Source organism: Domibacillus antri, assembly GCF_001936625.1.
Taxonomy (GTDB): domain Bacteria; phylum Bacillota; class Bacilli; order Bacillales; family Domibacillaceae; genus Domibacillus; species Domibacillus antri.
Genome location: NZ_MSDU01000038.1, coordinates 14,334 through 32,041 on the forward strand (window position 1 = coordinate 14,334; position 17,708 = coordinate 32,041).

Annotated in this window: 18 protein-coding genes; 15 read left to right on the forward strand and 3 right to left on the reverse strand. The window is 41.8% G+C overall.

The window, feature by feature from the left end:
- Nucleotides 1–195: 195 nt before the first annotated feature.
- The 5 genes from parE to BTO30_RS13975 all read left to right on the forward strand — a co-directional run bounded on the left by parE (nucleotide 196) and on the right by BTO30_RS13975 (nucleotide 8,898).
- The gene (gene parE / locus BTO30_RS13955; RefSeq protein WP_075399326.1) at nucleotides 196–2,172 is read left to right on the forward strand and encodes a DNA topoisomerase IV subunit B; all 1,977 of its coding nucleotides are present in this window, start codon (nucleotides 196–198) and stop codon (nucleotides 2,170–2,172) included.
- 3 nt (nucleotides 2,173–2,175) lie between these two features.
- Nucleotides 2,176–4,599: a DNA topoisomerase IV subunit A gene (parC, locus tag BTO30_RS13960; RefSeq protein ID WP_075399327.1), complete on the forward strand. Its 2,424-nt coding sequence runs from the start codon at nucleotides 2,176–2,178 to the stop codon at nucleotides 4,597–4,599.
- Nucleotides 4,600–4,868: 269 nt separating this feature from the next.
- Nucleotides 4,869–6,311 (forward strand): ATP-binding protein, encoded by a 1,443-nt coding sequence (locus BTO30_RS13965; RefSeq protein WP_075399328.1) that lies wholly within the window; start codon nucleotides 4,869–4,871, stop codon nucleotides 6,309–6,311.
- Between the two features lie 493 nt (nucleotides 6,312–6,804).
- Nucleotides 6,805–7,677, forward strand: coding sequence for a TetR/AcrR family transcriptional regulator (locus BTO30_RS13970; protein WP_075399329.1), 873 nt, complete (start codon nucleotides 6,805–6,807; stop codon nucleotides 7,675–7,677).
- A gap of 18 nt (nucleotides 7,678–7,695) precedes the next feature.
- Entirely contained in the window at nucleotides 7,696–8,898 is a 1,203-nt protein-coding gene (locus tag BTO30_RS13975; RefSeq protein ID WP_075399330.1) for an MFS transporter, read from the forward strand.
- A 28-nt stretch (nucleotides 8,899–8,926) separates the two neighbouring features.
- On the opposite strand, the gene BTO30_RS13980 is transcribed toward BTO30_RS13975, so the two are convergent.
- Nucleotides 8,927–9,550 carry an HAD hydrolase-like protein gene (locus BTO30_RS13980; protein WP_158023608.1) on the reverse strand — a complete coding sequence of 208 codons (624 nt, stop codon included), beginning with the start codon at nucleotides 9,548–9,550 and terminating at the stop codon, nucleotides 8,927–8,929.
- A 155-nt stretch (nucleotides 9,551–9,705) separates the two neighbouring features.
- Between BTO30_RS13980 and map the strand changes: the two genes are divergently transcribed.
- Nucleotides 9,706–10,449: a type I methionyl aminopeptidase gene (gene map / locus BTO30_RS13985; protein WP_075399331.1), complete on the forward strand. Its 744-nt coding sequence runs from the start codon at nucleotides 9,706–9,708 to the stop codon at nucleotides 10,447–10,449.
- A gap of 340 nt (nucleotides 10,450–10,789) precedes the next feature.
- Nucleotides 10,790–11,818, forward strand: coding sequence for a metal ABC transporter solute-binding protein, Zn/Mn family (locus tag BTO30_RS13990; RefSeq protein ID WP_143331978.1), 1,029 nt, complete (start codon nucleotides 10,790–10,792; stop codon nucleotides 11,816–11,818).
- 36 nt (nucleotides 11,819–11,854) lie between these two features.
- Here the strand turns inward: BTO30_RS13990 and BTO30_RS13995 are convergent, their stop codons facing one another.
- Nucleotides 11,855–12,451, reverse strand: a complete 597-nt coding sequence (locus tag BTO30_RS13995) for a YitT family protein (RefSeq protein WP_075399332.1) — start codon at nucleotides 12,449–12,451, stop codon at nucleotides 11,855–11,857.
- A 92-nt stretch (nucleotides 12,452–12,543) separates the two neighbouring features.
- Between BTO30_RS13995 and BTO30_RS14000 the strand changes: the two genes are divergently transcribed.
- The 8 genes from BTO30_RS14000 (at nucleotide 12,544) to BTO30_RS17420 (ending at nucleotide 17,320) form a co-directional block, all read left to right on the forward strand.
- Complete coding sequence (locus BTO30_RS14000; protein ID WP_075399333.1) at nucleotides 12,544–13,929, forward strand: aldehyde dehydrogenase; 1,386 nt, start codon at nucleotides 12,544–12,546, stop codon at nucleotides 13,927–13,929.
- A gap of 62 nt (nucleotides 13,930–13,991) precedes the next feature.
- Nucleotides 13,992–14,474, forward strand: a complete 483-nt coding sequence (locus tag BTO30_RS14005; protein WP_075399334.1) for a hypothetical protein — start codon at nucleotides 13,992–13,994, stop codon at nucleotides 14,472–14,474.
- A gap of 149 nt (nucleotides 14,475–14,623) precedes the next feature.
- Entirely contained in the window at nucleotides 14,624–14,824 is a 201-nt protein-coding gene (gene cspD, locus BTO30_RS14010) for a cold-shock protein CspD (RefSeq protein WP_045851116.1), read from the forward strand.
- 213 nt (nucleotides 14,825–15,037) lie between these two features.
- Entirely contained in the window at nucleotides 15,038–15,388 is a 351-nt protein-coding gene (locus BTO30_RS14015) for a hypothetical protein (RefSeq protein ID WP_075399335.1), read from the forward strand.
- A gap of 165 nt (nucleotides 15,389–15,553) precedes the next feature.
- Nucleotides 15,554–15,853 (forward strand): hypothetical protein, encoded by a 300-nt coding sequence (locus BTO30_RS14020; RefSeq protein ID WP_075399336.1) that lies wholly within the window; start codon nucleotides 15,554–15,556, stop codon nucleotides 15,851–15,853.
- Between the two features lie 62 nt (nucleotides 15,854–15,915).
- Entirely contained in the window at nucleotides 15,916–16,545 is a 630-nt protein-coding gene (locus tag BTO30_RS14025; protein WP_075399337.1) for a metal-dependent hydrolase, read from the forward strand.
- A 132-nt stretch (nucleotides 16,546–16,677) separates the two neighbouring features.
- Nucleotides 16,678–17,082: a sporulation protein gene (locus BTO30_RS14030; protein ID WP_075399338.1), complete on the forward strand. Its 405-nt coding sequence runs from the start codon at nucleotides 16,678–16,680 to the stop codon at nucleotides 17,080–17,082.
- 100 nt (nucleotides 17,083–17,182) lie between these two features.
- Nucleotides 17,183–17,320, forward strand: coding sequence for a hypothetical protein (locus tag BTO30_RS17420; RefSeq protein WP_169829358.1), 138 nt, complete (start codon nucleotides 17,183–17,185; stop codon nucleotides 17,318–17,320).
- Between the two features lie 91 nt (nucleotides 17,321–17,411).
- Here BTO30_RS17420 and BTO30_RS14035 read toward each other — a convergent pair whose 3' ends face one another.
- Nucleotides 17,412–17,696 (reverse strand): DUF6509 family protein, encoded by a 285-nt coding sequence (locus BTO30_RS14035; protein WP_075399339.1) that lies wholly within the window; start codon nucleotides 17,694–17,696, stop codon nucleotides 17,412–17,414.
- Nucleotides 17,697–17,708: the final 12 nt, after the last annotated feature.

Genomic DNA, 17,708 nt, shown 5'->3' on the forward strand with positions numbered 1-17,708 from the left:
TGAATGACGTCTAATCATCATTTTACCATGACGGATCATGCGGCGGGAAAAATATTTCGGTTGATTCTCGCTGAAAAGTAACGTACTCTTTTAACGGAATATAAAAAGGAAATTGTTGAGTGATTGACATGTATGATATGATAATTAGGAACATACGTTTCGTTGTCCTGGTTTTTGGAAAGAGAGGGGATTTTTATGGCGGATTCAAAGCAAAAGGCAGTTTATAATGATGATTCCATACAGGTGCTGGAGGGGCTTGAAGCGGTCCGGAAGCGTCCTGGTATGTATATTGGTTCAACAGATGGGCGGGGACTGCATCATCTTGTTTATGAAATCGTTGACAACTCGGTAGATGAAGCGCTCGGCGGTCACGGCACTGAAATTAATGTCACGATTTATGAAGACAATTCGATCAGCGTACGCGACTATGGACGCGGTATGCCAACGGGAATGCACCGTACCGGCAAACCGACAACAGAAGTTATATTAACAGTGCTTCATGCCGGAGGGAAATTCGGTCAGGGCGGCTATAAAACGAGCGGTGGACTGCACGGTGTCGGTGCTTCAGTTGTTAATGCGCTGTCAGAATCGTTAACAGTGAAAATTTGGCGTGACGGTTATCAATATGAACAGCAATTTAGGGATGGCGGCAAGCCGATTACAACCCTTGAGAAAAAAGGTAAAGCAAAATCGACCGGTACGGAAATCCATTTCAAACCGGATTCATCTATTTTTTCAACCACTGTTTTTCAATTTGATACGCTTGGCGAACGGCTGCGCGAATCCGCTTTTCTATTAAAAGGATTAAAAATTACCCTTGAAGACAAACGGAAAGACCGAGAGCAGAAGGAAGAATATTTTTATGAAAACGGTATTGAAGAGTTCGTTAAATATTTGAACGAAGAAAAAGACACACTTCATCCTGTCGCCTCTTTTTCCGGTACCCAAAATGAAATAGAAGCCGAGTTTGCTTTTCAGTTTAATGACGGTTTTTCCGAAAATGTCTTATCCTTTGTCAACAATGTACGCACAAAAGATGGAGGCACACATGAAGCTGGTGCAAGAGCGGCCATGACGCGGACCTTTAACGAATATGCACGGAAAAGCGGGTTGTTGAAAGAAAAAGACAAAAATTTAGAGGGCACGGACATTCGGGAAGGGTTAACCGCTGTTGTCTCTGTACGTGTGCCGGAACATTTGCTGCAGTTTGAAGGACAGACGAAAGGAAAGCTTGGCACAGGAGAAGCGCGTTCAGCCGTTGACCAGGTTATATCAGAAAAACTGCTTTATTTTTTGGAAGAAAATCCGGAAGTAAGTGCATTGCTTATTAAAAAAGCCGTTAAAGCCGCTCAGGCGCGTGAAGCGGCCCGGAAAGCGCGTGAAGATGCACGAAACGGAAAAAAACGCAAAAAAGGCGAATCGATTTTATCAGGCAAACTGACACCGGCTCAGTCGCGCAACCCAGAAAAGAATGAACTGTACCTCGTTGAGGGAGACTCGGCGGGCGGTTCAGCGAAGCAAGGACGTGACCGGAGATTTCAAGCGGTTTTGCCGCTTCGGGGGAAAGTGATTAATACCGAAAAAGCAAAACTCGCGGACATTTTCAAAAATGAAGAAATTAATACGATCATTCACGCAGTTGGTGCTGGAGTAGGACCTGATTTTGCAGTGGAAGATACGAATTACGATAAAGTCATTATAATGACCGATGCCGACACGGACGGTGCTCACATTCAAGTCCTGTTGCTCACATTTTTCTACCGCTATATGAAGCCGCTTATCGAAAGCGGGAAAGTGTTTATTGCTTTACCGCCGCTCTTTAAAGTAAGTAAAGGCACAGGTAAAAAAGAAGTGGCTGAGTATGTGTGGACAGAGCGGGAACTCGAATCCCTTTTGAAAAAAATGGGTAAAGGTGCGGTCATTCAGCGCTATAAAGGGCTAGGTGAGATGAATGCCGATCAGCTGTGGGACACAACGATGAATCCAGAGACAAGAACGCTCATCAGGGTCACGATAGACGATGCAGCTCGTGCTGAACGCCGTGTTACCGTGTTAATGGGGGATAAGGTCGAGCCGCGCAGAAAGTGGATCGAATCCAATGTCGCATTCGGACTCGAAGAAGAAGCAGCACTGCTTGAAAGTGATCAGTTGACCGGCAGCAGGGAGGATTAATCAATGGAGAAAGAACATATTCAAGATTTGCCGCTCGAAGATGTAATTGGTGACCGATTCGGACGGTACAGTAAATATATTATTCAGGAACGGGCGCTTCCTGATGCACGTGACGGATTAAAACCGGTACAGCGCCGCATTCTTTTTTCCATGCATACAGAAGGCAATACTCATCAAAAACCGTTCCGGAAAGCAGCCAAAACGGTCGGAAATGTCATCGGTAATTATCATCCACATGGTGATTCTTCTGTTTATGACGCGATGGTGCGTCTCAGCCAGGACTGGAAAATGAGGACGCCACTCATTGAAATGCATGGAAATAATGGTTCAGTGGACGGCGATCCGCCCGCCGCCATGCGTTACACGGAAACAAGGTTGTCAGCCATCGCGGGTGAGCTGTTAACAGACATCGAAAAACGGACCGTCGATTTTATCCCGAACTTTGATGAAACGACAAATGAACCGGTCGTGCTGCCGGCAAGATTCCCGAATTTACTGGTCAATGGTTCGACCGGAATTTCTGCCGGCTATGCGACTGAAATTCCGCCGCACCGACTGGATGAAGTTATTGATGCGGTCATTATGCGCATGGAACAGCCGGACTGCACCGTGGAGCAGTTAATGACGGTTATAAAAGGACCTGACTTTCCAACTGGCGGGATTATCCAAGGAGTAGACGGAATTGAAAAAGCATATAAAACCGGAAAAGGGAAAATCATTATTCGGGGACGTGCAGAAATTGAGTCCGTCCGCGGCGGCCGTCAGCGTATCGTCATTACGGAAATTCCATATGAAATTAACAAAGCATCACTCGTCAAAAAAATGGATGAGCTGCGGGTCGATCGGAAGCTCGACGGAATAGCAGAAGTACGGGATGAAACAGACCGGACAGGACTTCGCGTAGTCGTTGATTTAAAAAAAGATGCGGATGCAGAGCTCATCTTGCAATATTTATATAAAGTGACCGATTTACAGGTATCCTACAATTTTAATATGGTTGCGATTTATAATAAACGGCCCGTATTAATGGGGCTGAACCGGCTGCTTGATGCATATATTGAGCACCGGAAAGAAGTGGTGACAAACCGGTCAGAATACGATCTTGAAAAAGCGAAAGTGCGCCATCACATCGTTGCGGGTTTAATAAAAGCGTTGTCGATTCTGGACGAAGTGATCGCCTGCATTCGTGCTTCGAAAGATAAGCAGGATGCAAAAAACCGGCTTATAGCAGAATTTTCCTTTACAGAAGCACAGGCAGAGGCGATAGTGACATTGCAGTTATACCGTTTAACGAATACGGATATTACCGCTCTTGAAAGAGAATCAGAGGAGCTTGAGAAGACTATTCAACTTTTGGAATCCGTTTTAGCAAGCGATAAAAAGCTTGCTTCCGTTATTAAACGTGAACTGAAAGAGTTGAAAAAAACGTATGCAACGGAGCGCCGTACAAAAATTGAAGCGGAAATTGAAGAGATTAAAATTGATCGGGAAGCGATGATTCCGAGCGAGGATGTCATCGTATCAGTGACGCGTGAAGGATATATTAAACGGACAGGCATCCGATCCTATACTGCGTCAGGCGGTCTTCCAGCGATGAAAGAATCGGACGGTCTATTATTTAAAAAGGAAATGAATACAACGGATGTACTTCTAGTTTTCACAAACAAAGGAAGCTATCTGTATTTGCCGGTGCATGAACTGCCGGATATCCGTTGGAAAGATGCGGGGCAGCACGCAGCAGGACTCGTAAATGGCATCAAAGACGAGACGATTGTAGCGGCATTTTCCATTCGGGATTTTACAAAACCCAAATATATTCTTGCTGTGACGAAAGCGGGAATGGTGAAGCGGACAGAATTATCACAGTTTAAAGTGCAGCGCTATTCCCGCCCGCTTATGGCGATGAATGTAAAGAAAGATGATGAAGTACGGGCCGTTGCGCTAACGGACGGAGCATTTGATGTGCTGCTTGTCACCCATTTCGGCTTTGGATTACGTTTTTCCGAAGAAGAAATACCGGTTGTCGGTCCCCGCGCAGCCGGTGTAAAAGGAATCAGTTTAAAAGAAGGCGACTATACCACTGCAGCTATTGTGTCAAGTGAAGGCGACTCTGCTCAATTTGTTGCTGTTACAAACCGGGGAGCCGTCAAACGAAGCGGGTTTGATCAATTTGAAAAATCAACCCGGGCAAAACGCGGTGTTGTCATGCTGAGAGAATTAAAAGCGAATCCTCATCGCATTACCGGGGCTGCATTGATTGATGAGCATCACACGTATTTTTTACGTATGAACAAAGGAGAAGATATTCAAATCGATGTGCAGTCGCTGAAAAAAGTAGACCGCTATTCAAATGGTTCATTTGTAGTCGACGAAAAAGAACAGGGCACTGTTCAGCGATTGCTTGTGACAGAATTGCCGGCTGATTAATCAAAAAGCTTCACGGTCAACATGACGTGAAGCTTTTTGATGTTAAATTGAGTTTTGTGCCGTTTATGAAAGCTGACTATTTAATATTCCTCTTTCACTATATGCAAAATTCAATTCTATTTCAAAAATAAAATAAAGAATATATAATAATAATTTCGCATAATTTATGTAAAAAGAAGAAGGAATTTCTGTGAAAACACCGAAATGAGTTAAATTGAATAAATGCGGTAGCGTGATTTTTTATAATTAGAAAGGAGATTACGTCATCGGTGGATAAACTATTAAAAATGAAACACCAGCTGCGGGAAGAATCATTGACAAGCCGATTTATTCATATAACGGACGGACAATTTGAATCATTTTTTGGACATTTCGCGGAAGGTTTTTTGTTTGTCGATGATGAGTGGCAGTTAACATATGTAAACAGGCAACTGGAATTGCTTTTGGGAAGAGAACATGGCGAATTAATTGATCAAAATGTGTGGAACGTGTTTCCGGAATGGACCGGTACATTAATTGAACACCGTCTTCGTGAAGCGGCGGAGACGAGAGAAAATGTAACATTCGAAGTATTTTCCAAAACGCATAGACGGTGCTGTGAAATGACGATATCGCCGCAAGTAACAGGGATGGCCGTCTTCTTGAAAGATGTACATGATCGATATGAAACGATGGCAAAGCTGATGGACACAGAACAGCGTCTTCAGGAGATTACAGAAAATATTCGCGAAATATTCTGTATTTACACCGTCCCGGATCGGCAAATTTTATACGTAAGTGAAGCGTTTGAGCGAATATGGGGATCAAAACGGGACGCCATTTATGAAAACCCAGCGTTGATTGTTAAAATGGTTCATCCGATAGATGAGCACTTGTTTTTGAAAGAAACAAATGGGAGGAGCGGCACGTTCGAATACCGGATTGTTCGTCCGGACTGTTCGATTCGCTGGATTCGCTCTAACAAGACGGTGATTTACAACGAGAACAATGAGCCGGTACGCGTGTTAAGTGTCTCAGAAGATATTACTGAACTGAAGGAAAAAGAACAGCTGATTCAAAATGCGGATACACTTGGGGCGATTGGCCAGCTCGCGGCTGGTATTGCTCATGAAATTCGTAATCCGATGACGGCCATCAAGGGATTTGTACAGCTGTGGCAGCAGGAATCTGTAAATCCATTCAGCGAGATTATTTTATCGGAACTGGCGCGGGTCGAATTTATTATGAATGAATTTTTGATGCTCGCCAAGCCGCATCACTCACACAAAATGGAGCGGATTGAGCTAAAGGCACTTATTGATGAAGTGGTTACATTTATGAGCGCGGAAGCATTATTGAAAAATATTGACATCAAGGTTGATCTTCAGGAACAATTACCTTTTTTGAATTTGGAGACAAAGCAAATTAAACAAGTCTTAATTAATTTAATTAAAAATGGCATGGAAGCAATGGACGAAGGAGGCTTTATAAAAGTCTCAGCTGCTAAATATCCAGGCGCTGTTTCGATCGATATTATCGACCAAGGAATCGGTATTTCTCCTGAAGCCATTCCACACCTGGGGGAACCATTTTTTTCTAATAAAGAAAATGGCACAGGGCTCGGGCTAATGGTCAGTATGAAAATTATTGACCATCATAATGGGGATCTGTCGTTTACAAGTGAAGAAGGGCAAGGCACAAAAGCGACGATTACACTGCCTGTAAACAGCTGAAAAATGAGGTGGACTTTATGCAGGTCATTGCTTTTTTTATTCACCTGTTTATTTATTCTATCCCCGTTTTTTTTATCACGTTGTTTGTCCGCTTATTTAAACTGGAGCAAAAACGAAACCGCAAACTTAACGAGGCAAATCGTTTGAACAATGAGAAATAATCCTCCTGCTTTTCATTTTTATTAAAACGAAAATTGCTTTTGTTATTATCGTTTTTTCTATTGTCTTATTTATTAAACTATTTAACACCATTTTCACGCTCGAGAAAAAAGTCGAGGAAGCATCTCCTTCTTTAACGAAAGAAGAAGAATTACTGACAGAAAAACGTGGCCTCTTACAGAAAAAACAGTGATAAAAGATGATCGGGCAGCAGCCCGTCATCTTTTTTTTGACTATATTTCGTATATCGAAATATACTTCGTGCGTATAGAAATAAATTATGCTAATATTGACTAAGCAGTCAAATTAAAAACTAATTGGTTGGTGGATGGTTTTGAACGAAAAAAAACGAAAAATTTTACTTGCGGCGATGAAGCTTTTTTCGAAAAAAAGCTTTCATCAAACCTCGATGCAGCAAATTGCGGATGTATGCGGTTTGTCAAAAGGCAGTTTATACACACACTTTAAATCAAAGGAAGAATTACTTTCAGATATTTTTGTGTATTACTATCAAATCTTACATGATCAAATTGCGGCTTCGCGGCAGGAATCTGATACGGTTCATGAAGCGTTTGTACGTGAGGTGGCAATCAGAACGCGTCATTATTGTGCCTTTCAAGAGTTTTTTCTCATGCAGGTAAAAGAAATACGCGGTCTTGAAGATCCAACACTGAATCAATTTGTCCGCCGGGAAAATCTTCAGCTGATGCAGCGGACAGAAAAGCGGATCATCGACATGTATGGACCGGATGTAAAACCATATGCCGCTGATTTGACCGCTTCACTAAAAGGAATGATGATTTCGTATTTGCAGGAAATCATCGAAAAGGAATCCCCGTGTGATTTTGATGAACTGGCCCGTTATTTAGTCAGCCAGCTGGATGCGATGGCTGGGAAGGTATTAAATGATAAGCCAATGCCGTTTTTTGAATCGTATTTATTGCAGGGGAAAGAATGTAAACAAGAAGAAGCCGTCCATCCACTCCATATTTTAAAAAAGTTGAAAGAAGCGGTGCAGACAGAAAAAGAAACAGGAATTTTGATGGATTCCGTTATCATTCTTGAACAGGAACTCCTTGAGGTAAAGCCGCGTCATGCCATTTTGGAAGGCATGCTGTTTAATTTGAAAAAAGGCAAAATGACAGTAAAACTGGCGGAAGAACTTGAACAAGCTTTAAAAAAAATGCCGGAAACCATTCATTTATAAAAGAAAGCAGGCTAAACGATGACCAGAAAAAATATACAGCAGTTTCCACTCTTTATTTTAATGATGAATATGTTTATCGTCATGATGGGAATCGGACTCGTGATTCCGATTATGCCGACGATTATTCATGAATTCCAAGCGGATGGAAAAACATTTGGCTTTTTAATTGCGACATTCGCTTTTGCCCAATTTTTATTCTCTCCTCTTGCTGGTGACTTGTCTGATCGATTTGGACGCAAAAATGCCATTGTCTTCGGACTCTTGTTATTTTCCCTTTCGCAATTCCTATTTACTTTTTCGGAGCATCTTTCATTGCTGTACGTATCTCGTTTAATAGGCGGTATTGGCGGAGCGTTTATGATTCCGTCCATGATGGCGTTTGTGGCAGATATTACGACCGTTGAAACACGCGCGAAAGGAATGGGACGGCTCGGTGCAGCCATGTCATTTGGTTTCGTGGTTGGACCAGGTGTCGGCGGCTTTTTGGCGGCTTTTGGTTTGCGCGCTCCTTTTATCATTGCCGGTGTAGTGGCGGCTTTAGCTGTCATTATGTCCATTTTTTGTTTAAAAGAACCGGATAAAGCCCCGGCTGTACAGAAGGCACCGGCTCACCGTGATTCATTGTTTAAACAGATGGCGAGCTCCGTCACGAAGCCGTATTTTATCTTGCTTATTATGATGTTTACACTTTCGTTCGGTTTGGCTAATTACCAATCGACAATCAGTTTATATACAGATATGAAATTTGATTTCAGCCCCTCTGATATTTCGATTTTAATGGTTGTTGGCGGTCTCGCTGGTGTCATCGTGCAGGCTTTTGTACTGGATCGTGTACTCGAACGGTTTGGCGAGGTGCGAGTCATGAATACAATGCTTGTCGTCGCCGCCCTTTCTATGCTCAGTATTTTATGGGCCGCGGGTTTTGTTTCCGTCTTAATTATTTCCGGTGTGTTCTTTACAGCCGCATCGCTTCTTCGTCCGGCCATTAACACGACTGTATCTAAAATGGCAGGCAGTGAGCAAGGGTTTGCCGCTGGAATGAATAATGCGTACATGAGCGTTGGCAATATGGTCGGTCCGGCTCTCGCGGGTACATTGTTTGATGTCAACATGGGCCTTCCGTATATTTTTGGTTCGATTATCATTGGCGTAACATTAATTATCTGCATTAACTGGTCACGGGGACGGAAACGGCAAAACGTCGCCAGTTCTATGCATTAAAAAAGTGCGGCTGCAGCCGCACTTTTTTTTATCCTTTTGCGGCATAATCAACAATGTCATCCGGTGCAGCAGCCTTAAAGTCAGATCCGCTGATCAATGATTCATCGTCATATCCCCATGCTACCCATACAGCCCGCAGTCCGGACTTTTTACTGGCATCGATATCCCTCTGTTCATCCCCAACGTAGAAGGCATCTTCTGATGTATAACTGTATTGCTTTAATAATTTTTTGATTAATTTATCTTTGCTGAAAATGTATTTGGATGAAAGAACGTCATGAATATAATTGATTCCATTTGATTCCAGGCAGTTTTTAATGATGTCGCTTGCATTGGAAGAAATAATAGCAATATGAATGCCGCGGCTGTTCAGTTCATCAAGCATTTGCTTTATGCCGGAAAAAAGAGGGAGGGTTTCTCTGGTCTCACGTACATAGCGGTATAATTTAGGCGCGGCAAACGGAATACTGCGCATCGGGAAGTTTAAATGGCGGCACCGTTCAGGAATGCTCATTTTTTTCAAATCATCCAGTTCATCCAGTGCTACTTTATTGTAGCCTTCTGCTTCTGCAAAATTATTGTATGCCTGTATAAATACTTTGATGGAATCAGAAAGCGTTCCATCAAAATCAAAGATGACACACTTTATCATATATTTCACCCTTTCGAATATGAACAGAGTCATTCGCGTATATTGTTAGTTTATCACTGAAAAGGCCCGTCAAACATGAAAAAGATATTTTTTTTCATAACCTCCTCCTTCTGCTATAATGAGGATGGAAAATTAATTGAGAAGGAATGGACGAAATGATCGTAAAAACAGATGAAGAATTACAGGCATTGAAAAAAATCGGCAAAATTGTTGCCGTTATTCGCGATGAAATGCGCGCCTTCACGAAGCCGGGTGTGACGACGAAAGAAATAGATGAATTTGGCGGCCGTTTGTTTGAGCAGCATGGGGCAATCTCGGGACCAAAAGGTGAATATGATTTCCCGGGCTTTACCTGTATCAGTGTAAATGACGAAGTGGCACATGGAATTCCCGGAAGCCGCGTTATTCAAGAAGGAGATCTTGTGAATATAGATGTCTCCGGTTCCTATGACGGCTACTTTGCTGATACAGGCATTTCGTTTGTCGTCGGAGAAGGAGAACCCATTTTAACGAAATTATGTGAAGCGGCAGAGCAGGCATTTGAACGAGGGCTGTTGAAAATGAAAGCCGGCGCGAAGCAAAATCAAATTGGGAAAGCAGTGGCCAATGAGGCGCGCCGGAATGGATTTACCGTCATCAAAAATTTAACAGGGCACGGTGTCGGCAAATCTCTTCATGAAGCACCGGATCATATTTTAAATTATTTCGATCCTTGGGATAACGCTCTTTTAAAAGAAGGCATGGTCCTTGCGTTTGAACCGTTTGTGTCGGAAAAAGCGGACATGATTAAAGAGGCAGGAGACGGTTGGACGTTCAAAACACCGGATGGAAGCCGGGTAGCCCAAATTGAGCATACAGTGGTCGTAACGAGAGGAGAGCCGATCATTTTAACGAAGTAATCCTCAATAAAATGAAGAAACGCCGCCTGGAAGTCAACACCCCAGCGTGTTTCTTCTTTCATGCGGATTTATGAGAGGCCCTTTGCCTCATTATACGTCTAAAGCCTCCCAACATATTAAAAGCCCCTGCCATGATGAATAACCAGAAAAAAGTATGTTTACTTGATAAATGAAATAGAAAGTGGTATAACTTCATATGCTGGACAGCCCAATTAATTGAAGAATTGCACGAAACAAATCACTTTAAGGGAGAGATCTTCTAAATCGTAACTATTACAATTTACAAATCGGAATGATTACTATATGATAGACTATATATTCATGTTTGGAGGGTATTAATGTGAAAAAATGGGCAGTTATTGCAGCCGGTCTGTCGATGGCACTGGCGGCATGTGGAAATAAAGAGGAGATGGCGACACCGGTACCGGAAGAGAATGGAAAAGGAAAGCTGACTGTTTATACAACGATTTATCCGCTTGAATATTTTACCGAGCGGATTGGCAGTGACACGGTTACTGTAGAAAGTATTATGCCGCCGGGCGCTGATGCGCATACATTTGAACCGACATCGAAAACAATGCTGGACCTGGCGGAAGCCGATTTGTTTTTATATAATGGTTTAAATCTTGAACCGTTTGCAGAAAAAACCGAGGAGACATTAGCAGGAGAAAATGCGGTGATTATCAACGTCGGTGAACGTGTAAATGTGGAGGAAGCTGATCATGAAGGTCATTCACATGAAGAAACCGTAATAGGAGATGAACATGCCCACGAAGGAAAAACGGATGCAGATGGTGAACATGGACACGAAGAAGAAGCATCCGGTGATGGGCACGATCATGGCGGAATAGACCCACACATTTGGATAGATCCAATGCTGGCTGTTCAAATGGCGGCTGTTATTAAAGAGGAGCTTACAGCACTGAATCCGGATGAGGAAACAACGTATAATGAAAACTTCGAGACGCTGAAAGAAGATCTTGAAAAGCTTGATGAACAGTTTCATGCAATGGCTGACAATGCTGATCAAAAAGAAATATTAGTCTCACATGCAGCGTACGGCTATTGGGAAAAATCATATGGGATCGAGCAAATCAGTGTAGCGGGACTGTCACCGACAGATGAGCCGTCACAGAAGGAATTAAAAGAAATTGCGGATACAGCCGCTGAACAGGGCATTCAATACGTTATTTTTGAGCAAAACATTACCCCGAAAGTAGCGGAAATCATTCAAAATGAAATTGGTGCTGAATCGCTCCGTCTGCATAATCTGGCAACATTAACTGATGAAGATGTTAAAAATGGTGCTGACTATTTATCGATTATGGAACAAAATATTGAGACGCTTAAAACAGCGATGACAAAATGATCATAAAAATCCGCTTCCGAATCAGGAAGCGGATTTTTATGATTGGCGTGCGGATGTGGTACGATGGGACAGTGACTGAAGAAAATCAATGACACGTGAAGCCATCCACTGACAAATAACTGCGTACAAAATTGTTCGTAGATCGACGACGATACCTGCTGCAATTAAAATGGTCGTATTTATATAAAACAAGGTGCGGCCAGGCGGCCATCCGCGCCATTTTGACAGGATCAGCGCGAGAATATCCATGCCGCCGGAAGAAGCGCCGCTTTTAAATAAAACGCCGAGTCCGAGCCCAAACAACAGTGCTCCGGCGGGTAAGTCGGTCCAGATGGTGCCGATCGGTGAAACAAAATACGGAGATAAAATATCAATAACAAGTGCGGCAATGGACACGCAATACATCGTGCCAGCTGCTGTTTTGACGCCAAGCCATTTTACTGCCAGAACAATCATAATAGCATTTACACCCCAAATTGTTGCAGCATATGGCGTGTGGAAAAGATGGTGCATCATAATACTGATGCCTGCCGCCCCGCCCGATGAAATCGCATGAGGAAATAAAAATAAGGACATGGCTGACGCCTGCAGAAAGGCTCCAGCCGTCCAGATTAATAGTTTCAAAATACTCACCTCTGTCTGTCATCATACCTTATTTATTATATAGAGAGAAGGGTGTATTTTGACGGTGAAATAGCCGACTGCTAAAATGAAGTAAATACGCTATGGAGATGATGATATTGGACGTATTAGAAATGATCCATGCTCAAAAAGAGTTTTTTGATACCGGAATTACACGAAGCGTCAGCTGGCGAATCGACCGCCTAAAAGAGCTGAAAGCGGCTATTAAGTCCCGTGAAGAAGACATTATAAGCTCTCTTTTTCTCGATTTGCGTAAAAATGAATTTGAGGCCTATACGACCGAAGTGGGTTTTTTATATGAGAGCATCCGCTTTATGATCCAGAACCTGCCAAAATGGGCCGCCGCTGAAAAAGTGAAAACACCAATACATCAAATGCCCGCTGAAAGCATGATATTATCAGAACCTTACGGAGTTACACTGATCATTGGACCCTTTAATTATCCATTCCAGCTAGTGATCGAGCCGCTGATTGGGGCCATTGCTGCTGGTAACACATCCATTGTAAAACCTTCTGAAAGTACGCCCCATACATCCGCTGTGTTAAAAAGTCTGTTGGAAGAAACGTTTGATTCATCTTTTGTCGGCGTACAGGAGGGCGGCAAAGAAACGGTAACAGCGCTTCTTGAAGCTCCCTTTGATTACCTATTTTTCACAGGAAGTGTCCCCACTGCCAAAGTTGTGATGGAAGCTGCAGCAAAACAGCTAATTCCGGTGACTCTGGAACTTGGCGGAAAAAGCCCGGCATTTGTTGACTATTCGGCTGATATAAAAATGGTAGCGAAGCGAATTGCCTGGGGAAAGTTTTCGAATGCCGGACAGACGTGTGTTGCACCTGATTATGTTCTTGTCCATCAAAATGTGAAAGACGTTTTTTTAAAAGAATTGAATCTGGCTGTTTTTGATTTTTATGGGGCCGAACCGCAAAGAAGTCCGGACTATGGCCGGGTTGTGAATAAAAAGCAGTTTGACCGCTTAAGCTCTATTTTGAAAAAAACACATGGACAAATTATTCAAGGCGGAGAAACGGACCGGGAAGATGTATATATTGCCCCGACCATTGTCGAAACAGACTGGGAGGATTCATTAATGGAAGATGAAATTTTTGGTCCGATTCTGCCGGTATTAACCTATTCAGAACTCGATCAAGCGATCAATCGGGTAAAAAAATTACCGAAACCTCTTGCGCTCTATGTTTTTACAAAAGAAAAAGCCATTGAAGAAAAAGTCATTACATCCATTCCGTTTGGAGGCGCCAGTGTAAATGATACACTCGTTCATGTATCCAATCTTCATTTGCCATTTGGCGGTGTCGGCACGTCCGGTATAAATGCCTATCACGGAAAAGCAAGTTTCGATGTCTTCTCTCATAAGAAAAGTATTATGCGGAAAAGTGGTTTACTGCAGTCCAATCTATTATTTCCGCCATACGGCAGCCGCGTGGATCTCGTACGAAAAGTCATCCGTTAAACAGGATTTTTGACGATTAAAGTGGAATGTTTAATGAAAATGAGCGAAATGGAGGAGGAAATGTGCCGATTAGTTTGGAGCGGTTAAAAGTGCCGGATGAATTTGTTTTAACGCAGGAAGAGATCATAGAAGAAGCCGTCCGATATTTAAAGAAAAACGGCTGGACGGCTCGTGTGGAGTCTTCAATTGGCGGCCACGATGTTCAGGCTGGAAAAATGGAATGGACGGCTTATTTAAAATGCAAAGGCTCTAGAAGCAAACGGCAAAAGGAGGGCATGGTGTATGACAATACACAACTCCGTGCGAATGCGGCCGATCAAGTGGAAAAGCTGATGCGTGTACAGGAAGATGCGGACACACCGAGCCTTTTTATTATGGCTTGCCCTGGTCTTGACCGGATAAAATGGATTGTGTCAAAGCTATCAGGGGGATTGGATAAGCTGGATATTATCCGCATGTGGATCTATCCAAACGGTGTCGTAAAATGGGATATTCCGCCTCATCTATTACATGTGGCAAAATCACTGGGAATTGAGAAAATTTGAAAGTTCCGGTTGCACCGAAAAAAAAAAGATGATATAGTAAAGACAGTTGTTCGTTCATTTCAAAAGAGAACTACGTCAAGTGTTTTCGGATTGAAATTGCAGCAAACAGCAAGAATGATTGTGCGCATAAAGCGCGAGGAGGACATAACATGTTAGAAGGTAAAGTAAAATGGTTTAACGCAGAAAAAGGCTTCGGTTTCATCGAAGTTGAAGGACAAGACGATGTATTCGTACATTTCTCAGCTATTCAAGGTGAAGGCTACAAATCACTTGAAGAAGGCCAAAGCGTGACATTCGAAGTGGTTGAAGGACCACGTGGCCCACAAGCTGCTAACGTAGAAAAACACTAATTCTGATTGAAACCATAACAGGTGGAGCGATAGCTTCACCTGTTTTTCGTTGTTTCATTTTTAAAGCTCAACTTGTAAACGCTGTCAATACACTCGGGGGAATTTGTCACAAAAATGCTACAAATCCCCTTTGAAAAAGGGTGTTTTTTTACAAAAAACGAGTACAATAAGTGAAACAAAAGAAAATGAAACAGAACGATCAGGAGGATGAAAATGATATATATTGCAGCAGTCGCGCTGATTGTTGTTGCAGGTGTGTTTTTGGCAAACCGGTATTTAGCCGGACATAAAGTGGAAGAAGGGCTTCTTGTCATTAAATCAGGAGACAAAGAAACCGCTATACCAATGAACGAAATTGTAGAAGTATTTGAAATGGATGAATTCCCTAAAGATCCATCTTTCTTTGAAAAATATATTATTCGGCCATATATTAAAAAAGAGCGTGTTGCAGTATTCACTCGTTCAAATGTATCTTATTTCTTTATGCTGCGCAATACGGACCGGCTTGTAAAATCCGTGAAAGCACAAAACCCGGCTGTCTATATTAAAGCGAAAGTGATTTAAAACGGACAATCGTCCGGTTTTTTTTTTATCAAAAGAATACCGTAATAATATTATGTTAACTTTTAAGTGTTCTTTTTTATTTTAAAGATAACCCAAAAATGACTATTTACAAAGACATGAGAAGCTGTTACGTTATAGTAGTTATGAAGAAAGGGGTTATATAGAATGGTGATCATCTCAGATGAGCAGGCAGAAGCGGTCGTAACCGCTACATCATACTGCTGGAAGAAAAATATAGTCAAAGTGGAAGAAGGCTATTTAAAAAGTACTGGTATGATTACAAATACCCGTATTCCCATTGTTCATATTGACACCGTTGTCTACTCATACAACCCGAAAAAGCCGGCAATTGTACCTGTATTGAAAATTATCGGTAAAGGCGCAGTATTGTGTGAAATGGAAATTTCAGCTGAACATATTGAGCCCGTTCAAGACTGGATATTACGTGTTATGGATCAAACATGACATTGCAGAACCGCCTTTTCACAGGGCGGTTATTTATTTGCAAAAAGAAAGGGAGTCTTTCAATGAAAGGATCTACGCATGCGGCCATCGGAGCTGCCGCAGGTCTCGGTGTATCGATTTGGATTAATGCATCTCCACTTGAAACGGCTGTATTGTCAGGAATTGGTGCAATTTCGGCTCTGGTTCCGGATCTTGATGTGAACGGAAAACTGGCAAACAAAATTACAGTTGAAAAAAAATGGCTGATTTTATTTTTTACCGCTGCCGGGCTGATGCTGGCATTGTACAGTTATTTCATGCTATTCGGTATTAAGCAGATGAGCGGCTTTTTCATCAGCATCGGCCTATTGCTTCTGCCAAGGCTGTTCATTAAGCAGCGTACGATGCTTTTTTTAACAGGGGCAGTTGTTTTATATGCAGGCCGGAGGATTGACGAGCTCTGGATTATATATATGGCTCTTTTTATTATTTTTTCATCACTTGTTTCACATCGCACATGGACGCATTCGATCATTGGCATTGTGTTATTTGGTTTTGTTGCCTCGGAAATCGTAAATACCTACCCCATCCCGGGGCTGTTTGCAACACTGATCATCAGCTATACCTCCCATTTAGCCGCAGATATGAAAATACTCCCTGCTAATAAAAAAGGGGTAAAATGGTTTTATCCATTATGGAAAAAAGAATTTTAAACCCATTTAAATGGGTTTAAAATTATTAATACACTATGTGCAAATTTCAAAATATATTCTTTTAAAAACAGAAATAAAAAAAGAAAAAAGAGGGAATAGAATTAATAGAATAAAAAAAGGAGGTATATCATCGTGTGGAAAGAATTTTTTTCGAGCATTGGATTAGACAGTGTAAAGGTAGATACGGTTATACATGATAAACATGCAGAACCCAGGGACACAATAAAAGGGGAAGTGAGGATTCAGGGCGGCTTGGCGGATGAAATCATTGATAAAATTATTGTGCTTCTTTATTTACAATATGAAGAAGTACATGAAGATAGTGATTTTTCTTGGCATGACAAACATATTGAAGAAGTGACAATCGATGTAAAGAGAAATATTAAATCAGGTGAACAAGATCAGGTTCCATTCACTATTATGATACCCCAAAATGCAGAAAAAACAGATGAAAAGCATAAATGGTATCTTAAGACGACAGTCGTTATTCCTGCGGCAGTGGACCCAACAGATGAAGATGAGATAATGATCGTATAAAAGCAGAAAAATTCTGCTTTTTTTATTTGACAACCAATCACATGTGTTATATATTAGTAACAATTAAAATTATATTGTTGTATAACAGAGGGGAGAAACAATGGAGATGTATAAAAAAGCTTATGAATATTACATGCGGATGTGCGAAAATTATGGAATGGACTGTGTTCCGTTTTATCGATTTATGCATACCTTAACAGAAGATCAAATTCAGCAATACATTCAAACAGCAAACTAATTGAAAGGGCTGATTATGAAGGTGATTTTAAACGAAGAAGATTTCTGAAAACCCCGCCAACTTATAAATAAGTAGACGGGGTTTAACATGTTTATGCGTTTAAATGGCCGGCGCAATAAGTGCGTACGAGTTCGATTTCATCCTCTTCAAGTTCAAAATCAAGAACGCTGTCATTTGCACGATTATGCAAAAATAAACCGGCAATCTTTTGTTCATTTTCTGTAACTGCATAAAGTACGCGAATGTAAAATCCTTCAGGGGAATACAGTTCATCTTCTTCATCCACGGAAGCGTAAAGGTGAAATTCGTAACGCTCTCCTTCTAAAATGCCAAACGGGTCTTCGATTTTTTCGAATTTATGATCGGTAATATTCATGTAATTCCCTCC

Excerpts from the sequence above, each read along its gene's own strand:
- map (WP_075399331.1), top strand. The coding sequence starts at position 9,706 with ATGATCGTAAAAACAGATGAAGAATTACAGGCATTGAAAAAAATCGGC.
- cspD (WP_045851116.1), top strand. The coding sequence starts at position 14,624 with ATGTTAGAAGGTAAAGTAAAATGGTTTAACGCAGAAAAAGGCTTCGGT.
- BTO30_RS14025 (WP_075399337.1), top strand. The coding sequence starts at position 15,916 with ATGAAAGGATCTACGCATGCGGCCATCGGAGCTGCCGCAGGTCTCGGT.
- parE (WP_075399326.1), top strand. The coding sequence starts at position 196 with ATGGCGGATTCAAAGCAAAAGGCAGTTTATAATGATGATTCCATACAG.
- BTO30_RS13975 (WP_075399330.1), top strand. The coding sequence starts at position 7,696 with ATGACCAGAAAAAATATACAGCAGTTTCCACTCTTTATTTTAATGATG.
- BTO30_RS13980 (WP_158023608.1), bottom strand. The coding sequence starts at position 9,550 with ATGATAAAGTGTGTCATCTTTGATTTTGATGGAACGCTTTCTGATTCC.
- parC (WP_075399327.1), top strand. The coding sequence starts at position 2,176 with ATGGAGAAAGAACATATTCAAGATTTGCCGCTCGAAGATGTAATTGGT.
- BTO30_RS14035 (WP_075399339.1), bottom strand. The coding sequence starts at position 17,696 with ATGAATATTACCGATCATAAATTCGAAAAAATCGAAGACCCGTTTGGC.
- BTO30_RS17420 (WP_169829358.1), top strand. The coding sequence starts at position 17,183 with ATGGAGATGTATAAAAAAGCTTATGAATATTACATGCGGATGTGCGAA.
- BTO30_RS14015 (WP_075399335.1), top strand. The coding sequence starts at position 15,038 with ATGATATATATTGCAGCAGTCGCGCTGATTGTTGTTGCAGGTGTGTTT.
- BTO30_RS14000 (WP_075399333.1), top strand. The coding sequence starts at position 12,544 with ATGGAGATGATGATATTGGACGTATTAGAAATGATCCATGCTCAAAAA.
- BTO30_RS14020 (WP_075399336.1), top strand. The coding sequence starts at position 15,554 with ATGGTGATCATCTCAGATGAGCAGGCAGAAGCGGTCGTAACCGCTACA.